Consider the following 18,215-nt stretch of genomic DNA (forward strand, 5'->3'; position numbering starts at 1 on the left):
GGAGGGGGCTGGGGGGAGGGCGCCGCGCCGCATGGCCGCCCAAAGGCGCGGCAGCGTTATCCATGGAGCCGGTGTTAGCCGGCGAACCTCCGTCACCCCCTCCCCTGGGGAGGGGGCTGGGGGGAGGGCAGTCCAATGAGCGCGTATACCCTGGCCTGGTATCTGGGGGCCTTCGCCCTGGCCCTGGGCTCCCTGATCGTCGTCCATGAGCTTGGACATTTTCTGGTGGCCCGCTGGTGCGGCGTCAAGGTGCTGCGCTTCTCGGTGGGATTTGGCCGGACCCTGTGGATGAGAAAGTGGGGCGTCGACCGCACGGAATGGGCCATCTCCGCCTTTCCCCTGGGGGGCTACGTCAAGATGCTCGACGAACGGGAAGGCGATGTAGCGCCGGAAGAGGTCCACCGCGCCTTCAACCGCCAGAGCGTGGGCAAGCGTATGCTGATCGTGGCGGCGGGGCCCCTGTCCAACCTGCTGCTGGCAGTGCTGCTGTACTGGGTCATGTTCGTTCAGGGTGTGCAGGAGGTGCGGCCCCTGCTGGAGCAGCCTGTGGCTGGGAGTCCCGCTGCTCAGGCCGGCATTCATGCCGGGGAACTGGTGCGGTCGGTGGATGGCAACCCGGTGCTCACCTGGAACCAATTACGCCTGAAACTGATCAATCGGGCACTGGACGCCAGTGTGGTGGCCCTGGAACTCCAGGCGGCGGACGGCGCGTTGCTTGAACGGCAACTGGACTTGAGTCGAATCGCGGCAACGGAGGTGGACGAGAACCTGATGAGCCGGATCGGCCTGGCCCTGCAACGCCCCCGTTGGCCGGCCCTGGTGGGTGCGGTGGCAGCGGGTTCGCCGGCTCAGCAGGCCGGACTGCTGCCGGAGGACAAAATTCTGGAGATCGCCGGGACTCCCATTGCCTTTTGGGATGAGGTCACCGCTGTCATCCGGGCTCGGCCAGGTCAGCGCCTGCCCCTGAAATTCCTCCGGGCCGGAGAGGCCCGGCAGGTGGAAATCACGCCAGAGGTGATCGCCGAGCAAGGTGGCTCCATTGGGCGTATTGGTGTCTCGGTGCGCGCCCCGGAGGGACAGTCACCCCTGCTGGTGGAGGTGCGGTATGGCCCCCTGGAAGCGGCCGGTAATGCCCTGACCCAAACCTGGGATACCACCCGGCTGACGCTGGTCATGATGGGCCGCATGGTCACCGGGGATATTTCCTGGCGCAATCTTTCCGGTCCGGTAGCCATTGCTGATTATGCCGGGCAGTCGGCCCGCATGGGCCTGACTTCCTATCTGCGCTTTCTGGCCCTGATCAGCATCAGCCTCGGGGTGCTCAACCTGCTGCCCGTGCCGGTGCTGGATGGCGGGCATTTGATGTATTATCTTTTGGAATTTTTCAGGGGCCGCCCGGTTTCGGATGAGGCGCTGGAACTGGGGCAACGCATCGGGTTGGGTCTGCTGGGATTGCTGATGGCCGTTGCGCTCTACAACGATTTGAATCGTCTTATCTCCGGTTGATCCTATGAAGAAAACCCTGATCGCAGGGCTGTTGTCGACCCTCTTCGCCACGTCTGCCAGTGCTTTCGATGCCTTCGTGGTCCGCGACATCCGGGTGGAGGGCCTGCAGCGTACCGAGGCCGGCACCGTGTTCAACTATCTCCCGATCAAGACCGGGGAGACCATGACGGACGAGAAGGCCTCCCAGGCCATCAAGGCCCTCTTCGCCACCGGCTTTTTCAAGGACGTGCGGGTTGAGGTCGAGGGGGATGCCCTGGTGGTAATCGTCGAGGAACGCCCGGCCATTGCCTCCGTTGATTTCGTCGGCATGAAGGCCTTCGACAAGGACCAGTTGAACAAGGCCCTGAAGGAAGTCGGTCTTGCCGAATCGCGCATCTTCGACCGGGCGATGCTGGAAAAGTCCGAACAGGAAATCAAGCGACAGTATCTGAGCAAGGGTTACTACGCCGCCAAGGTCACCACCACGGTGACCCCCCTGGAGCGCAACCGGGTCGGTGTCAGCTTCAACGTCGAGGAAAACGATATTGCCAAGATCAGGCAGATCAATATCGTCGGCGCCAAGGTCTTTGAGGAAAGTGAGCTGCTCGACCTCTTCGCCCTGCAAGAACCCGGCTGGCTTACCTGGTACACCAAAAACGACCAGTACTCCAAGCAAAAACTGTCGGGGGATCTGGAAACCCTGCGCTCCTACTATCTGGACAGGGGCTACCTGGAATTCAATGTGGACTCCACCCAGGTCTCCATTTCGCCGGACAAGCAGGACATCTACATCACCATCAATATCAGCGAAGGCGCCCAATATTCGGTGTCCGCGGTGAAACTGGCGGGCAATCTGCTGTTGTCGGAGGAGGAGCTGCGGCAATTGGTGAAGGTCAAGCCTGGCGAGATTTATTCCCGGGAAAAGTTGACCGAGAGTACCAAGGCCATCAGCGAACGCCTGGGTAACGAGGGGTATGCTTTTGCCAATGTCAACGCGGCACCCGAACTGGACCGGGAAAAACGGGAGGCGGCCTTCACCATCTTCGTGGACCCAGGTAAACGTGTTTATGTGCGTCGAGTCAATCTGACCGGCAACAACAAGACACGGGACGAGGTGGTCCGCCGGGAAGTGCGGCAGATGGAGTCGGCCTGGTACGACGGCGCCAAGATCAACAAGTCCCGCAGCCGTGTGGACCGTCTGGGCTATTTCGACGAGGTCACCGTGGAGACTCCACCGGTGCCTGGCACATCCGATCAGGTGGACGTCAATCTCAACGTCAAGGAAAAGCCCACCGGTAGCCTGATGTTGGGTGCCGGCTTCTCCAGCACGGAAAAACTGGTGCTGTCCACCTCCATCAATCAGCAGAACCTCTTCGGCAGCGGTAAGAGCCTGGGCCTTCAGGTCAATACCAGCAAGGTCAATAAGGTGTATTCGGTATCGTATACCGATCCCTATTACACTGTGGATGGCGTGAGCCGGGGCTTCGACTTCTACCATCGCTCCACCAATACCAGCAAGCTGAACTACATTGCCAGCTACGACATTTCCTCCGTTGGTGGCGGGGTACGCTACGGCATCCCCATTGGCGAGGACGACACCATCGCCCTGGGCGCATCGGTGGACTCGACCTCCCTGGATGTGAACCTCACCAGCCCCCTGATCTACCAGAATTTTGTGCGGGACAATGGTTCCAAGTTCACCACCTTGGTGGGCAGCGCCGGCTGGGTCAAGGATACGGTGGATAGTCGGATATTTCCGACCAAGGGCTACATGCAGCGGATTTTCGGCGAAATGGGCCTGCCCGGCGCCAACATGAAATACTACCGGGCCAATTACCAGTATCAGCATTTCTGGCCGGTGACCCGCTCCGTGACCCTGATGTTCAACGGCGAGGCAGGCATTGCAGGCGGCTATGGCAGCAAGGAGCTACCCTTCTGGAAGAATTTCTATGCGGGTGGTATCGGCTCGGTACGGGGCTACGAAGGGTCGACCCTGGGGCCAATTGATCCGGCCACGGGCAATTCCCTGGGGGGTACCAAGCGGCTGGTGGGGGGGGCCGAACTACTGTTTGCCCTTCCGGGTATGGGACAGGACAAGTCCCTACGACTCAGCGCCTTCCTGGACGGTGGTCAGGTTTGGGGCAAGGAGGATAAGGTTTCCCTGAGCGATTTGCGTTACAGTGTTGGTGTTGCCTTGGCCTGGACCTCCCCCATGGGACCCCTCAAGTTCAGCTTGGCGAAACCTGTTAAAAATCAGCCCGAGGACAGATTGCAGCGTCTGCAATTCCAGATGGGCACCACTTTCTAGTATCGGAGATGTAAGTTGAAAAAGACCGTTCTGCTTTTTGCGGCTCTTGGCAGCCTGGTTTCCCTCCCCGCCGTCGCCGAAGTCAAGGTGGGCGTGATCAGCACCGAGCGGGTGATGCGTGAGTCGGACCCTGCCAAGAAGGCCATGAAGAAACTGGAAAAGGAATTCGAGAAGCGCAGCCAGGACATGCAGAAGATGGGCCAGCAGGCCCAGAAGCTCCAGGAGGAACTGGAGAAAAATGGCATGACCATGGCGGAAAGCCAGCGCAAGGTCAAGGAGCGGGAGTTGGGTGACCTGAGTCGTGAGTTCCAGCGCAAGCAGCGGGAATTCAACGAGGACGTCAATGCCCGCCGCAACGAGGAACTGCAATCGGTGATCGAACGGGCCAACAAGGCCATCCGTGCCATCGCCGAGAAGGAAGGCTACACCCTGATCCTTCAGGAAGCCGTCTATGCGAATCCTGCCATCGACGTGACCGAGAAGGTGGTCAAGGCCCTGGCCGAACCGGCGACCGCCGCCAAGTAAGGAGCGGCGGCGGGTTGGCGATCACTCTGAACGACATCGTCGCCCGCCTGGGCGGCGAGCTGTCGGGTGACGGCTCTCAACTCATCCACGCCATCGCTCCCCTGGAAGGAGCTGGCCCCGGCACGGCGGCCTTTCTCTCCAACCCAAAATATCGCAAGCAACTGGCGGCTACCGCCGCCTCTGTGGTGATCCTGTCTCCCGAGGTCGTAGCCGACTGTCCAGTGGCCACTATCGCCACGCCCCAGCCCTATCTCTATTTCGCCCGACTGTCCCAGTGGCTGAATCCTCCAGCCCGCCCGGCCCCTGGTGTCCATGAACTGGCGCGGGTGGAGTCCCCTGTTCCGGACAGCGTTTCCGTAGGTCCCGGAGCCTGGGTCGGGCCCAATGTAGTTCTCGGTGAGAATGTGGTGGTCGGGGCCAACTGCACCATAGGGGCTGGTGTGGCACTGGGTGCCGACACGGTGCTTCATCCCAATGTCAGCATCTATGCCGGCTGTTGCCTGGGCCAGCGGGTGCTCGTGCATTCCGGGGCGGTCATCGGCGCCGACGGCTTCGGTTTCGCACGGGAGTCGGATGGCTGTTGGGTCAAAATTCCCCAGGTTGGGCGAGTGTTGATCGGTGACGACGTGGAAATCGGCGCCAATACCACCATAGACCGGGGCGCCCTGGGAGACACGGTGATCGAGGAGGGCGTCAAGCTGGACAACCAGATCCAGGTGGGCCACAACGTCCGCATCGGCGCCCATGCCGCCCTGGCCGGCTGTGTCGGTATTGCCGGCAGCGCCCGGATCGGCCGGCGCTGCACCATCGGCGGCGGCGCCATCATCCTGGGCCACCTGGAAATCACAGATGATGCTCATGTCTCTGCGGGCACTCTGGTGGCCAAGTCCATTTCCAACAAGGGCAGCTACACCGGCACCGTGCCCTTCATGGCCCACGATGACTGGCTGCGGAATTTCTCCCGGCTGCGCCATCTGGACGCCATGGCCGATAAAATACGCGCCCTCGAAAATCGCATTGCCGAACTGGAGAAGAAGTCATGACCCCGATGGATATCCATCAGATCCTCGAACACCTACCCCACCGTTATCCCTTCCTGCTGGTGGATAGGGTGCTCGACGTGGTGCCCGGGGAGCGCATCACTGCCTTGAAGAACGTCACCATCAACGAGCCCTTCTTCCCTGGTCATTATCCTCATCATCCGGTGATGCCCGGCGTGCTGATCATCGAGGCCCTGGCCCAGACCGCTGCCATCCTGTCCTTCAAGACCCTGGGTGGCAAGCCCGACGACAAGTCGGTGTATTACTTCGTCGGCATCGACAACGCCCGCTTCAAGCGGCCCGTCAGCCCCGGCGACCAACTGATCTTCGAAGTCTCCATCAATGCCAACAAGCGGGGCATCTGGAAGTTCGCCGCCGTCGCCAAGGTGGATGGACAGGTGGCGGCGGAGGCCGAATTGATGTGCACCGTGCGGGCCATCGAATGAGCGCCCCGCGCGGCCGCCCGAAGGGGTGCATTCCACATTCCGGAGCCGCAGCGCGGCGAACCGTTGTCACCCCCTCCCTCGGGGAGGGGGTCGGGGGGAGGGTAGTCCAATGAGCGGGGCGGGGATACATCCCACGGCCATCGTCCATCCTGGCGCAAAGCTGGGACAGGGTGTCGAGGTCGGCGCCTACTCCATCATCGGCGAGTACGTTGAGATCGGGGATCGCACCCGGATCGGTCCCCATGGGGTGATCGAGGGCCATACCCGCATCGGTTGCGACAACCAGATTTTCCAGTTCAGCTCCATCGGCGCCGCGCCCCAGGACAAGAAATACGCCGGCGAGCCCACCCGCCTGGAGATCGGCGATCGCAACGTGATCCGCGAGTTCTGCACCTTCAACCGGGGCACCACTCAGGATGTGGGGGTGACCCGGCTGGGCAACGACAACTGGATCATGGCCTATGTGCATCTGGCCCATGACTGCCAGGTGGGCAACAACACCATCTTCGCCAACAACGCCCAACTGGCCGGCCACACCATCGTCGGCGACTGGGTGATCCTGGGCGGATTCACGGTGGTTCATCAGTTCGTGCGCATCGGCGCCCACAGCATGACGGCCATGGGTTCCATCCTGTTGCAGGACCTGCCGCCCTACGTGATGGCCTCGGGCAACACGGCCGAGCCTCATGGCATCAACAGCGAAGGCCTGAAGCGGCGGGGCTTCGCTCCGGAGGCAATCACCGCGATCCGCCGCGCCTACAAGACTCTCTACAAGTCTGGCCTCAAGCTGGACGAGGCCCGGGCCGCCATCGCCGGCGAAGCCCAGGGCCAGCCGGCCCTGGAAATCCTGGCAAGCTTCCTGGCCGAGCCGGGACGGGGCATCGTGCGCTGACGGTAACAGGCGGGTTTCCCCGCCTTTTGGCGCCTTCAGGCCCCTTGCCGATAGGCGAGAATTCCGCTCAATATGAATCCATCCAGAATCGCCCCCAGAATTGCTCTGGTGGCCGGCGAAGCTTCCGGCGACCTGCTCGCCGCCCACCTGATCAAGGCCCTGCAGGTCCATCTTCCCGATGCCCGTTTCTACGGCATCGGCGGCCCCAAGATGCAGGCGGCCTGCTTCGAGTCCCTCTGGCCGGCCGAAAAGCTGGCAGTGCGCGGCTATGCCGAAGTCCTGCGCCATTACCGGGAGATCACCGGCATCCGTCGTCAGTTGCTGAAACAGTTGAAGCGGGACAAGCCCGATGTCTTCATCGGTGTGGATGCGCCGGACTTCAATCTCTGGCTGGAGCGGCGGCTCAAGTCGGCGGGGATTCCCGCCATCCATTTCGTCAGTCCGTCAGTCTGGGCCTGGCGGGGGGGGCGGATTCGCCATATCGCCCGTTCCGTCACCCGGATGCTGGCCCTGTTTCCCTTCGAACCGGAACTCTATGAGCGCCACCGGGTGCCGGTGAGTTACGTGGGCCATCCCCTGGCCGATGTCTATCCCATCCAGGTGGACCGTCGCCTGGCCCGGGAGCGGCTGGGGCTGGAAGAGGGCGGCGGTCCCCTCTTCGCCCTGCTGCCGGGCAGCCGTCAGTCGGAATTGCAGTACATGGCCGAGACCTTCATCGAGACCGGCAAGCGACTGCTAGAGCGCTTCCCCCAGGCACGTTTTCTGGTGCCACTGGCCACACGGGAAACACGCAATCTCTTCGAAGCGGCTCTATGGCGCCTGGGCGCCCAGGACCTGCCGTTCAAGCTGCTCTTCGGTCATGCCCCGGATGCTCTTGCGGCCTGCGATGGAGCGCTGGTGGCCAGCGGCACGGCCACCCTGGAGGCAGCTCTGATGAAACGCCCCCTGGTGATCGCCTACAAGATGTCCCCCTGGTCCTGGCGCCTGATGCGGCGCATGCGCTACCAGCCCTGGGTGGGGCTGCCCAACATCCTGGCGGGCCGCTTCGTGGTGCCGGAGTTTCTCCAGGACGAGGCCACACCGGAAAACCTGGCCCAGGCCCTGGGCAACCAGGTCAGCGATCCCGTAGTGGCGACCCGGATCGAAGCCGTGTTCACCGTCATTCATCGTACTCTGCGCCAGAACACGGTGGAAAAGGCCGCCGCCGCGATCCTGCCTTATCTGGGTCAGGGAGCGTCGGGATGATCTGCGGGGTGGATGAGGCGGGGCGCGGCCCCCTGGCCGGCGCGGTGTATGCCGCCGCGGTGATTTTCGATCCCTCCCGTCCCATCGCCGGTCTGGCCGATTCCAAGAAACTCAGCGCGCGCAAGCGGGAACACCTGGCCCTGGAAATCCGGGAAAAGGCCCTGGCCTGGCAGGTGGCCTGGGCCTCGGTGGAGGAGATCGATCGTATCAATATTCTCCAGGCCTCCCTGCTGGCCATGGCCCGGGCAGTCGAGGGGTTGGCGATCACCCCGGGGGAGGTGCTGGTGGATGGCAACCGCTGTCCCATCCTGGCGGTGCCCAGTCGGGCCATCGTCGGCGGCGATGCCAGCGTGGCCGAGATTTCCGCCGCCTCCATTCTGGCCAAGGTGGCTCGGGATGCCGAAATGCTGGAAATGCACGCCCGTTATCCCCAATACGGTTTCGACGCCCACAAGGGCTATCCCACCGCCGCCCATCTGGCAGCGCTACGCGCCCATGGCGTGAGCGAGATACATCGCCGAACCTTCGGCCCGGTGCGGCAGTTGTTGAGCGCCCCATGAAAACCCTCAGCTCCCGCGACAATCCCACCGTCCGGCAGTTGCGCCTGCTGGCCGAGGATGCACGGGAGCAGCGACGCCAGGGGCGGACCCTGCTCGACGGCCCTCATCTCGTATCCACCTACCGGCAGCGGGTGGGGCTGCCCCGCCTGCTGGTGGTCAGCGAATCGGGCCTGGACAAGCCGGAGCTGGAGGCCCTGTTGGCCCTGCATCCGGGCCAGGAGACCCTCTGCCTGAAGGACAGCCTGTTTCGGGAGATCAGCGGCACGGCGGCACCGGTGGGCATCCTTGCTCTGATCGACATACCGGCGACTCCGCCCGGCCCGGCCCGGGGCAGTTGCCTGCTGCTGGACGCAGTGCAGGATGCCGGCAACCTGGGCTCCATCCTGCGCACTGCGGCGGCGGCGGGCCTGGGGGACATCTTCCTGGGGCCGGGCTGCGCCGGGGTATGGACCCCCAAGGTATTGCGGGCCGGTCAGGGTGCCCATTTTTCCCTGGCGATCCGCGAGCGGGCCGATCTGGCGGCGGTGATTCGAGGCTATCCCGGTCGGGTGCTGACCACCGCTGTCGAGGGCGGGCAATCCCTCTACGCCCTGGACCTGCGGGGTTCCGTGGCATGGCTCTTTGGTAGCGAAGGGCGCGGCGTCGATTCCAGCCTGGCAAGCCTGGCCCAGGGCCGGGTTACCATACCCCTGATTTCAGAAATGGAATCCTTGAACGTGGCGGCTGCGGCCGCCATCTGCATCTATGAATCCGTTCGCCAGAACGGCAACGTATTTGGGAGCTCTGCATGAATAATCTTGTCCGATCCCTGGCCGCATTGGTGCCAGTGTTGTCCATACTGCCGTCCTGGGCACAGGACGCCGACAGTACCGACTTCCCGGTGGTGTTGACCGCCTCCCGCATGAAACAGTCCCAGTTGCGGGCGCCCTCGGCGGTAACCGTGATCGACCGGGCCATGATCGAGAAATCCGGCGCCCGCCAGATCGCCGACCTGATGCGCTTCGTGCCGGGGGCCGTGGTGGGCTACAACGACGGCAACTGGCCGGTGGTTTCCCTGCGGGGCATGTCCGGGGTCTATGTGTCCGCCTTGCAGGTGCTGCTCGATGGCGTTTCGGTCTACACACCCCTGTGGGGCGGCATGCAATGGGCCGATCTGCCCATCGGACTGGATGATGTGGAGCGGATCGAGGTCATCCGTGGTCCCAATGCGGCCCTCTTTGGCCCCAATGCCTTTTCCGGGGTGATCAACATCATCACCCGGGAGCCGGCGGCAGATCGGGGCTCCCGCATCTCCGGCAACATGGGTCAGGGCGGGACCGCCGACATTGCCTACAGCCACGGCGGTTCCGCCGCCGACTGGACCTATCGCGCCAGCATCGGCCAGCGGGCCACGAATGGCTATACCTCTCGTCCCGACAGCCAGCGCCTGAGCTATGCCAACCTGCGGGCCGAGTACCGCATCGATGGCAGCAATGCCCTGCAACTCACCTCCCGCTTGAGCAATGTGGAGAAGGACGTGGGGGATTACCGGATCAAGGGCGATGCCATGGAACCCCACACTGAATATGGTCGGGGCATGGATTTTCAGATGCGCTGGACCCGGGCCGAATCGGCGGATAACGAGTTCTGGCTCCAGTACTACCATCAGCAGTTTCGTCGCATGAACCATGTCGGCGTGGATCTGCGGGACACCTTTTCCCTGCCCCACGTGGGGCCTTTTGCCAATCCCTTGCCCTACCTGATCGATATTGATTTCGAAAACCAGCGGGACGGCGTTGAATTCCAGCAGACCCTGCGCCTGAGCCAGGACCTGCGCTCGGTCTGGGGCCTTGAGTCTCGGCGCGATAGCGTGGTTTCTTCGCGGCTGATGGCCACCCGTAGCGAGAAGACCGGCCTCCTGACCCGGGGTTTTGCCAGCCTGGAATGGCAGATGGACCCGCAATGGACCCTGCACACGGCAGCCATGGTCGAGCGCAATACCCTGGCCAGCACCGCCTGGTCGCCCAAGGTGGCGCTGACTTACGAGCCGGTTTCCGGTCATGTGCTGCGGGCCAGTGTGAGCCGTGCCCAGCGTACCCCGACGATGCTCGAGAAATATGCGAATTACTATTACGATGTGCCCATGTTCGGCCGTATCCAGTACCGCCAGAGTACCGGGGTGGTGGATAGCGAGTCCGCAGTTTCCCAGGAACTGGGCTATGCCTTCGAATACACGCCGGCACACCTTACTCTGGACATGCGCTGGTTCCGCGACCGCTACCGGGGCCTGACCGGCATGGTCAACAAGGACATAGTGAACCAGGACGATGTCGATGTGGAAGGCGGCGATCTGACACTGCGTTGGGAGCCCATGGACGGCACCCGTCTGCGCCTGGCCTACGCGGGCAATCAGGTGAAGTCTACCGACTTGGGGGGCGCCTACAGCATCAGCGTGCCATCCAATACCCTGTCCATGTTCTGGGATCAGACCCTACCCCAGACTATGGATTTCTCCCTCAATTACCAGCGCGTCAGCAAGATGTTCTGGCTTGATGCCGGCCAGAAGAAACGCATCATGCCGGCCATCGATTATCTGAACTTGCGCCTGGCCAAGCGCCTCAATCTGGGGCCGAACCGGGCCGAGCTGGCCTGGGTGATGCAGAACGCCCTGGGGCACCATCGAGAGTATTACCTGGGCATTCTGGGGACGCCGGATAACATACCGACACGAACCAGCTTTATCCATTTTTCATTGGAATATTGACCCTCTGCCGGTGTAGTATCGAATGCCACGGGCATCCGATTGGACGGAGGATAATATGAACCATTCATCGTCAGGCGAATCCAATCGGGAACTCCATTAGCTTATTGCACTCGTGCGATTCCCGTGGTGGCTTCCTTCCGGTTTTTATTTCTTCTTGCTGTCTTGCTTCCCCTGCCCGCCGGGGCAGGGGACGGCTTTGCCGTGCGACTTCTGGTCAGCGACGACAACAGCTATGCCCAGCGCGCCGGCGTCCGCCTGGAGGCCTTGCTGCGCCAGGCGGAACCGGCGATCACCCAGGAGCCGTGGGCTCCTGGGGCAAGCGGGCGGCGCCTGACGGTGACGGTCGGCGCCAAGGCCTGGCGCAGTTATGGCGCGGAAGCTGAGATGGAAGGGCCGGTCCTGGCCGTCGCGCCGACCCGGCCGGCTTTCGAGGAGTACCACCGGACTGGCGGGCAGGTTGCCGCCATTCATCTGGAAATGCCGCCGGGCCGGATTTTCAATCTGATCCAGGCCGCCATGCCCCAGCGCACCGCCGTGGGCATGCTGGCCTCGGTGAGTACCCTGGTGGGGCCTCAGTCCCGGGGCCAGTTAGGACGTTTCGAAGCCAGCGCGGCCGAGCGGGGCCTGCGTCTGGTCTCTGAAATGGTCGAGGCCGAAAACGAGGTGGGACCGGCGGTGGAGCGGCTGGTACGGCAGTCCGCGGTCTTTCTGGCCATGCCCGATCCGGTGGTGCATACCGCAAACACCGTGCAGCCCCTGCTGCTCTTGACCTACCGGGCCAGTGTTCCGGTGATTGGCTATTCCGAGAGCTACCTCAAGGCCGGCGCCATCCTGGCCATCTACGCCACCCCGGAACAGATCGCCCAGCAGGCTTTCGAGACCATTCTGGCCTATCGCCAGGGCAAGGCCCTGCCAGCAACCCAGGTACCCCGTTACTACACGGTACGCATCAACGACACGGTGGCCCGCTCCCTGGGACTGACCCTACCCCTGGCGGTGGATCTGGAAGGCCGCTTGCGGCAGATGCGGGAGTAAAAGGCTCGCCCCCCTTCGCCCCCCTCCGGGGGGGTCGATACGGCTCGCTGCGCGCGACGGTTACCCCCGGCTCCGTTGATGCTTTTTCGTTAAAACGTGTGGCGGTCCAGCTTGACCGTCTGCATCAGGGTTGCCGCGATTTCCTCGATGGACTTGGTGGTGGAGTCCAGCCAACGGACTCCCTCCCGACGCATCAGTTTCTGGGCCTGGTCGATTTCCCAGCGGCAGTTTTCCAGGGCCGCGTAGCGGCTGTCGGGCCGGCGCTCCTGACGTATTTGCGTCAGGCGGTCCGGACTGATGCTGAGGCCGAAGAGTTTGTGGCGATGGGGTGCCAGGGCGCCGGGGAGCCGGTTGCGTTCGAAGTCCTCGGGGATCAGGGGGTAGTTGGCCGCCTTGATGCCGAACTGGAGCGCCAGATACAGGCTGGTGGGGGTCTTGCCGCTGCGGGAAACGCCCACCAGGATCACGTCCGACTTGTCCAGATCCACATCCGAGACGCCGTCGTCGTGGGCCAGGGTGAAATTGACGGCCTCGATACGGGCCGCGTAGTCCTCGGAATTGGCCCGGCCGTGGGACTGGCCGATAGTCCGGGAGGCCTTGCAGCCCAGTTCCTGTTCCAGGGGTTCGATGAAGGTGGCGAAAAGGTTCAGCACCAGCGCATCCGTCTCCAGCAGGGCTTCCGCCGCTGCCGCCGACACCAGGGTGGATACGACGATGGGCCGCAGGCCGTCGCGCTGACCGGCCTCCTGAATGCGTTGGACGCAGTCCCGGGCCTTTTCCGGAGAATCCACGAAGGGCACCCGCACCTGGCGGTAATGGGTGCCCTCGAACTGGGACAGCAGACTGTGGCCCAGGGTCTCGGCGGTGATGCCGGTGCCGTCGGAGACGAAGAAAACCGTACGCATGACCGAGGTGGGCATGTTCATCCTTTAAACCTCAATTTACGGTTTTTAACGTGAAAAAGTAGTAACGGAGCCGAGTGTGACGAACGAGCGTAGCGAGCCGATGAATAGCCCCGCCCCGGGGCGGGGATGGGGGTGGGGGGCGTTCAATTGGCCTTTGCGCATTTTCATCCTCGGGGGTGGTGCTGGCGACTATGCGCGTTAGGTTCATTTCAGTCCAGTACGTGGGACACCAGGCCGTCGGCCAGCTTGGGCTCGAACCAGGTGGACTTGGGCGGCATGACCTCGCCGGCGTCGGCCACGGCCATCAGGTCTTCCATGCGGGTCGGATGCAGGGCGAAGGCCACCGCCATCTCGCCGCTATTCACGCGCTTTTCCAGTTCCCCCAGGCCGCGGATGCCGCCGACGAAGTCGATGCGCTTGTCCCGGCGCAGGTCGGCGATGCCCAGCACCGGTCCCAGCAGATGGTCGGAGAGCAGGCTCACGTCCAGGCGTGCCACCGGATCGGTGGCGGGGATCAACTCCGGCTTGATGGTCAGCCTGAGCCAGCGGCCCGGCAGATAGAGGCCGAACTCGCCGGGCTGGGCCGGATGCACGGCGGCGGGGGCTGCTTCCACCTTGAAGGCGCCTGTCAGCCGGGCCAGGAAATCGGTTTCGGACAGACCGTTGAGGTCCTTCACCACCCGGTTGTAATCCATGATCTTCATCTCGTGGTGGGGGAAGATCACCGCCAGAAAGTAGCCGCTGGAACCGGCCCGGCCCCGGGCGGCCGCCACCCGGGAGGCGGCGGCGGAACGATGGTGGCCGTCGGCGATGTACAGCGCATGCATGGCGTCGAAGGCGGCGCCGATGGCGGCGATCAGTTCCGCATCCCGCACCACCCAGAGGGTGTGGCGGATGCCGTCATCGGCGGTCACGTCGGCATCCGGCGTCCCGGCCGAGGCCCGGGCCAGCAAGTCGTCGGCCCGGGCACTGCCGGGATAGGCCAGCAGCACCGGCCCGGTCTGGGCATTCAGGGCCTCGATCTGGCGCACCCGGTCGTCTTCCTTGTCGGGGCGGGTGAACTCATGCTTGCGGATGCGGTTGCTGTCGTAGTCGGTCACGCAGGCGGCGGCCACCAGCCCGGTCTGCACATGCTTGCCCATGGTCAGCCGATAAGCGTAGTAGCACTCGCCGTCATCCTGGGCGAGGACCCCGGCCTGGATCATCTTGCCCAGGTTTTCCGCTGCCTTGGCATAGACCTCGGGCGCATAGGGGTCGGTCTCCGGGGGCAGGTCGATTTCCGGCTTGGAAATGTGCAGGAAGCTCCAGGGCTTGCCGGCTGCCCGAACCCGGGCTTCTTCGCTGGAGAGCACGTCGTAGGGCGGAGCCGCCACGTCGGCGGCACGGCCGGCGGTGGGGCGCAGGCCACGGAAGGGTTTGATCAGGGACATGGAATTCCTCTCAGGCAGCGGCAAGCTTGCCGAACAGTTCGCGGATGGATGACGCCCGTTCCTGGAGCGTCGGGGTGGGGCGGTTCCAGACCAGCCGATCCGGCCCCGCCAGCTTGAAGTTGCGATCCGACTGGATCAGCTGGATGACGGCCATGGGATCGATGGGCGGATTGGGCACGAATTGTACTTGGATGGACTGGGGCCCCGCATCCAGTTTCGAAACTCCCAGGGGGCGGCCGAGAACCCGCAGGCGGTGGGTCTCCAGCAGGGCCAGGCCCTGGGGTGGCAGTTCGCCAAAGCGGTCCACCAATTCCTCCCGCAGGTCCCGCAGAGTCTCCTCGTCCTCACAGTTGGCCAGCCGCTTGTAGAGGGTCAGTCGCTCATGGACATCGGGGCAGTAATCGTTGGGCAGCAGGGCCGGGGTGCGCAGGTTGATTTCCGAGGTGATGGCCAGGGGCTGGGTCAGGTCCGGAATGGCCTTGCCTTCCTTCAGGGCCTTCACCGCGGCGTTCAGCATGTTGGTGTACATGGCGAAGCCGATTTCCTGGATCTCGCCGCTCTGGTTTTCCCCCAGCACCTCGCCAGCGCCGCGGATCTCCAGGTCGTGCATGGCGAGGAAAAATCCGGAGCCCAGTTCCTCCATGGCCTGGATCGCCTCCAGCCGGCGCTGGGCCTGGGCCGTGGGCTTGGCGTGCTCGTCGGTGAGCAGATAGGCGTAAGCCTGGTGGTGGCTCCGGCCGACGCGGCCCCGCAACTGGTGCAACTGGGCGACGCCAAAACGGTCGGCCCGGTTGATGATGATGGTGTTGGCGTGGGGATTGTCGATCCCGGTTTCGATGATGGTGGAGCACAACAGCAGGTTGTGCTTCTGCTGGGTGAATTCCCGCATCACCCGCTCCAGTTCCCGTTCCGGCAACTGGCCGTGGCCCACCACGATGCGGGCCTCGGGCAGCAATGCCGCCAGCCGCTCCCGCATGTTCTCGATGGTCTCCACTTCGTTGTGGAGGAAATACACCTGGCCGCCGCGCTTGAACTCCCGCAGGCAGGCTTCCCGTACCTGGCTGGTGGCCCACTTGGCGACGAAGGTCTTGATGGCCAGCCGCTTCTGGGGCGCGGTGGCGATTACCGAGAAGTCCCTCAGCCCCTCCAGGCTCAGGCCCAGGGTACGGGGGATCGGCGTGGCCGTCAGGGTCAGCACATCCACCTCGGCCCGCAGGGTCTTCAGGGCCTCCTTCTGGCGCACGCCGAAGCGGTGTTCCTCGTCGATGATCACCAGGCCCAGGCGGGAAAAACTCACGTCCTTCTGCAGCAGGCGATGGGTGCCGATGAGGATGTCGATCTTGCCTTCCCCCAGCCCCTGGATGGCTTCCGCCTGTTCCTTGGCGGAGCGGAAACGGGACAGCTCCGCCACCTTCACCGGCCAGTCGGCGAAACGGTCGGCGAAGTTCTGGTAGTGCTGTTCCGCCAGCAGGGTGGTGGGGCACAGCACCGCCACCTGCTTGCCGCCGGCCACGGCGACGAAGGCGGCGCGCATGGCCACCTCGGTCTTGCCGAAGCCCACGTCGCCGCAGACCAGCCGGTCCATGGGTTTGCCGGAACCCATGTCGGCCACCACCGCCTCGATGGCGGCCTGCTGATCGGGCGTTTCCTCGAAGCCGAAGCCGTCGGCGAAGGCCTCCAGATCGTGGGTCTTGAACTCGAAACGATGGCCCTGGCGGGCCGCCCGCTGGGCGTAGAGATGCAACAATTCGGCGGCGGTGTCCCGCACCTGTTCGGCGGCCTTTCTCTTGGCCTTTTCCCACTGGCCCGAGCCCAGGCGATGCAGTTCCACCGCTTCCGGATCGGCGCCGCTGTAGCGGGAAATCACCTGCAACTGGGAGACAGGCACGTACAGCGTGGCGCCCTCGGCGTATTCCAGGTGCAGGAACTCGGTGTCGCCGTCGCCGTAGTCCATGTGGGCCAGGCCCAGATAGCGGCCGATGCCGTGATTCTCGTGCACCACAGGATCGCCGATCTTCAATTCCGACAGATCCCGCAGCCAGCCCTCCAGGTTGGCGCGGCGGGCCATATCTCGCTTGTGGCGCGGCCGGGCCGTGGCGGCGTAGAGCTCGTTCTCGGTGATCAGGGCGATGCCGGCACCTGCCAGCACGAAGCCTCCGGACGCTGGGCCGGTACCCAGCATGAAGGCTTCCCCGCTGGCGATGAAGGACGCGAAATCGGCACAGGGTGTCGGCGTGAGGCTGTGCTCCGCCAGGTATTCGGCCATGGTCTCGCGCCGTCCGGCGGATTCCGCCAGCAGTAGCACCCGGCCGGCAAAGCCTTGCAGGAAGCCCTTCAACGCCGCCAGGGGTTGATCCGCCTTGCGGTTGACCTCCACCGCCGGCAGGGCAGCGGCCAACACATCGGTGACCTCGGCCCGCGCCCCCAGCCGCAAGGTGGGGTAAGCATGGGTCGCGGTGAAGAACTGCTCGTCGCTGAGGAACAGTTCTTCCGGCCCCAGCACCGGGCGGGAACGATCGCCCCCCAGCATCTTGTGGCGGCTTCGGGTGTCCACCCAGAACTCGGCGATGGCGGCCGGCACATCCCGGTGCAGCAGCAGGATGGAGTCGGTAGGCAGGTAGTCGAACAGGGTCGCCGTCTGGTCGAAGAACAGGGGCAGGTAGTACTCGATGCCCGCCGGCAGGGTGCCGCTGGAAACATCCTTGTACAGGGCTATGCGGGAAGCATCTCCCTCGAAGGTCTCGCGGAAGCGGGCGCGGAACTTGTTGCGTCCCGCCTCCCCCAGGGGGAACTCCCGGGCCGGCAGCAGGCGAATTTCCGGCACCGGATAAAGGGTGCGCTGGGAATCCACGTCGAAGGTGCGCAGCGTCTCCACTTCCTCGTCGAACAGCTCGATGCGGAAGGGCAGAACGGTGCCCATGGGGAACAGATCCACCAGCCCGCCCCGCACACTGTATTCCCCGGCGGCCACCACCTGGGTCACATGCTGGTAGCCGGCCACCGTGAGCTGCTCCTTCAGCTTGTCCAGATGCAGGGCGTCACCCTTCTTGATGAAAAAGGTATGAGCCGCCAGGAAGCTCGGCGGCGCCAGCCGCGTCAGGGCCGTGGAGGCCGCCACCAGCAGCACATCGCACTCGCCGCGAGTTACCGCGTAGAGGGTCGCCAGGCGTTCGGAGATCAGATCCTGATGGGGCGAGAAACCGTCATAGGGCAGGGTCTCCCAGTCCGGCAGCAAATGTACCCGCAGCCCCGGCGCAAACCAGGCGATCTCCTCCTGGAGCCGCTGAGCATCCAGGGGGCTCGCCGTCACCACCACCTGGGGCCGTCCGGCCCCCGCCAGTTGAGCGATCGCCAGCCCATCGGCGGAACCCGCCAGGGACGGCAGATCAAGACGAGCGCCGGGCTTGGGCAGGGAAAGGGCGGAGAGCTGCGGCAGCAGCGGGGAGGGGGAGGCAGGCACGGGAGGGAACTGCACTACTAAGGGAGGAGCAGATTATAAGGGGGTGCTTCCCGGCGACGATTCCCTTTCGTTCTGGATGAAATTATTTTCGACAGGCTCATCTGGTGGGCCACTACTCGTTCAGAATGTGGCCACACACTT

14 protein-coding genes are annotated in these 18,215 nt (G+C 63.9%); 11 read left to right on the forward strand and 3 right to left on the reverse strand.

The genetic code is table 11. From position 1 onward, the window contains the following. Nucleotides 1-135: 135 nt before the first annotated feature. The 11 genes from rseP to DENOEST_RS04350 all read left to right on the forward strand — a co-directional run bounded on the left by rseP (nt 136) and on the right by DENOEST_RS04350 (nt 12,279). Nucleotides 136-1,506: an RIP metalloprotease RseP gene (gene rseP / locus DENOEST_RS04300; protein WP_145771573.1), complete on the forward strand. Its 1,371-nt coding sequence runs from the start codon at nt 136-138 to the stop codon at nt 1,504-1,506. A gap of 4 nt (nt 1,507-1,510) precedes the next feature. Continuing rightward, the gene (gene bamA, locus DENOEST_RS04305; protein WP_145771572.1) at nt 1,511-3,793 is read left to right on the forward strand and encodes an outer membrane protein assembly factor BamA; all 2,283 of its coding nucleotides are present in this window, start codon (nt 1,511-1,513) and stop codon (nt 3,791-3,793) included. Between the two features lie 15 nt (nt 3,794-3,808). Further along, a complete protein-coding gene (locus tag DENOEST_RS04310) occupies nt 3,809-4,318 on the forward strand; it encodes an OmpH family outer membrane protein (protein ID WP_232096435.1) in 510 nt (169 codons plus the stop codon). A 14-nt stretch (nt 4,319-4,332) separates the two neighbouring features. Continuing rightward, nucleotides 4,333-5,361 carry a UDP-3-O-(3-hydroxymyristoyl)glucosamine N-acyltransferase gene (lpxD, locus tag DENOEST_RS04315; protein WP_145771571.1) on the forward strand — a complete coding sequence of 343 codons (1,029 nt, stop codon included), beginning with the start codon at nt 4,333-4,335 and terminating at the stop codon, nt 5,359-5,361. Beyond that, a complete protein-coding gene (gene fabZ / locus DENOEST_RS04320) occupies nt 5,358-5,804 on the forward strand; it encodes a 3-hydroxyacyl-ACP dehydratase FabZ (RefSeq protein ID WP_197970517.1) in 447 nt (148 codons plus the stop codon). The genes lpxD and fabZ overlap by 4 nt, the downstream gene beginning before the upstream one ends. Before the next feature lie 109 nt (nt 5,805-5,913). Then, on the forward strand, nt 5,914-6,696 hold the full coding sequence (gene lpxA, locus DENOEST_RS04325; protein WP_145771570.1) for an acyl-ACP--UDP-N-acetylglucosamine O-acyltransferase: 783 nt from the start codon (nt 5,914-5,916) through the stop codon (nt 6,694-6,696). Between the two features lie 72 nt (nt 6,697-6,768). Next, nucleotides 6,769-7,941, forward strand: a complete 1,173-nt coding sequence (gene lpxB, locus DENOEST_RS04330; RefSeq protein ID WP_197970518.1) for a lipid-A-disaccharide synthase — start codon at nt 6,769-6,771, stop codon at nt 7,939-7,941. Further along, nucleotides 7,938-8,501 carry a ribonuclease HII gene (rnhB, locus tag DENOEST_RS04335; RefSeq protein ID WP_145771569.1) on the forward strand — a complete coding sequence of 188 codons (564 nt, stop codon included), beginning with the start codon at nt 7,938-7,940 and terminating at the stop codon, nt 8,499-8,501. Before lpxB ends, rnhB begins: the two co-directional genes overlap by 4 nt. Beyond that, nucleotides 8,498-9,292, forward strand: coding sequence for a TrmH family RNA methyltransferase (locus DENOEST_RS04340; RefSeq protein ID WP_145771568.1), 795 nt, complete (start codon nt 8,498-8,500; stop codon nt 9,290-9,292). Before rnhB ends, DENOEST_RS04340 begins: the two co-directional genes overlap by 4 nt. After that, nucleotides 9,289-11,244 carry a TonB-dependent receptor plug domain-containing protein gene (locus DENOEST_RS04345; RefSeq protein ID WP_145771567.1) on the forward strand — a complete coding sequence of 652 codons (1,956 nt, stop codon included), beginning with the start codon at nt 9,289-9,291 and terminating at the stop codon, nt 11,242-11,244. The genes DENOEST_RS04340 and DENOEST_RS04345 overlap by 4 nt, the downstream gene beginning before the upstream one ends. Nucleotides 11,245-11,445: 201 nt before the next feature. Beyond that, complete coding sequence (locus DENOEST_RS04350) at nt 11,446-12,279, forward strand: ABC transporter substrate-binding protein (RefSeq protein ID WP_145771566.1); 834 nt, start codon at nt 11,446-11,448, stop codon at nt 12,277-12,279. Nucleotides 12,280-12,368: 89 nt separating this feature from the next. Here the strand turns inward: DENOEST_RS04350 and ppsR are convergent, their stop codons facing one another. From ppsR to mfd, 3 genes are all read right to left on the reverse strand, one after another. Continuing rightward, entirely contained in the window at nt 12,369-13,205 is an 837-nt protein-coding gene (ppsR, locus tag DENOEST_RS04355) for a posphoenolpyruvate synthetase regulatory kinase/phosphorylase PpsR (RefSeq protein ID WP_232096436.1), read from the reverse strand. A 188-nt stretch (nt 13,206-13,393) separates the two neighbouring features. After that, nucleotides 13,394-14,614 carry a DUF1015 domain-containing protein gene (locus DENOEST_RS04360; protein WP_145771565.1) on the reverse strand — a complete coding sequence of 407 codons (1,221 nt, stop codon included), beginning with the start codon at nt 14,612-14,614 and terminating at the stop codon, nt 13,394-13,396. Nucleotides 14,615-14,624: 10 nt separating this feature from the next. Beyond that, entirely contained in the window at nt 14,625-18,074 is a 3,450-nt protein-coding gene (mfd, locus tag DENOEST_RS04365) for a transcription-repair coupling factor (protein ID WP_232096437.1), read from the reverse strand. Between the last annotated feature and the right edge of the window lie 141 nt (nt 18,075-18,215).

This window comes from Denitratisoma oestradiolicum (genome assembly GCF_902813185.1).
In the GTDB taxonomy this organism is placed as follows: domain Bacteria; phylum Pseudomonadota; class Gammaproteobacteria; order Burkholderiales; family Rhodocyclaceae; genus Denitratisoma; species Denitratisoma oestradiolicum.

Excerpts from the sequence above, each read along its gene's own strand:
- rseP (WP_145771573.1), top strand. The coding sequence starts at position 136 with ATGAGCGCGTATACCCTGGCCTGGTATCTGGGGGCCTTCGCCCTGGCC.
- bamA (WP_145771572.1), top strand. The coding sequence starts at position 1,511 with ATGAAGAAAACCCTGATCGCAGGGCTGTTGTCGACCCTCTTCGCCACG.
- fabZ (WP_197970517.1), top strand. The coding sequence starts at position 5,358 with ATGACCCCGATGGATATCCATCAGATCCTCGAACACCTACCCCACCGT.
- lpxA (WP_145771570.1), top strand. The coding sequence starts at position 5,914 with ATGAGCGGGGCGGGGATACATCCCACGGCCATCGTCCATCCTGGCGCA.
- lpxB (WP_197970518.1), top strand. The coding sequence starts at position 6,769 with ATGAATCCATCCAGAATCGCCCCCAGAATTGCTCTGGTGGCCGGCGAA.
- rnhB (WP_145771569.1), top strand. The coding sequence starts at position 7,938 with ATGATCTGCGGGGTGGATGAGGCGGGGCGCGGCCCCCTGGCCGGCGCG.
- DENOEST_RS04340 (WP_145771568.1), top strand. The coding sequence starts at position 8,498 with ATGAAAACCCTCAGCTCCCGCGACAATCCCACCGTCCGGCAGTTGCGC.
- DENOEST_RS04345 (WP_145771567.1), top strand. The coding sequence starts at position 9,289 with ATGAATAATCTTGTCCGATCCCTGGCCGCATTGGTGCCAGTGTTGTCC.
- ppsR (WP_232096436.1), bottom strand. The coding sequence starts at position 13,205 with ATGAACATGCCCACCTCGGTCATGCGTACGGTTTTCTTCGTCTCCGAC.
- DENOEST_RS04360 (WP_145771565.1), bottom strand. The coding sequence starts at position 14,614 with ATGTCCCTGATCAAACCCTTCCGTGGCCTGCGCCCCACCGCCGGCCGT.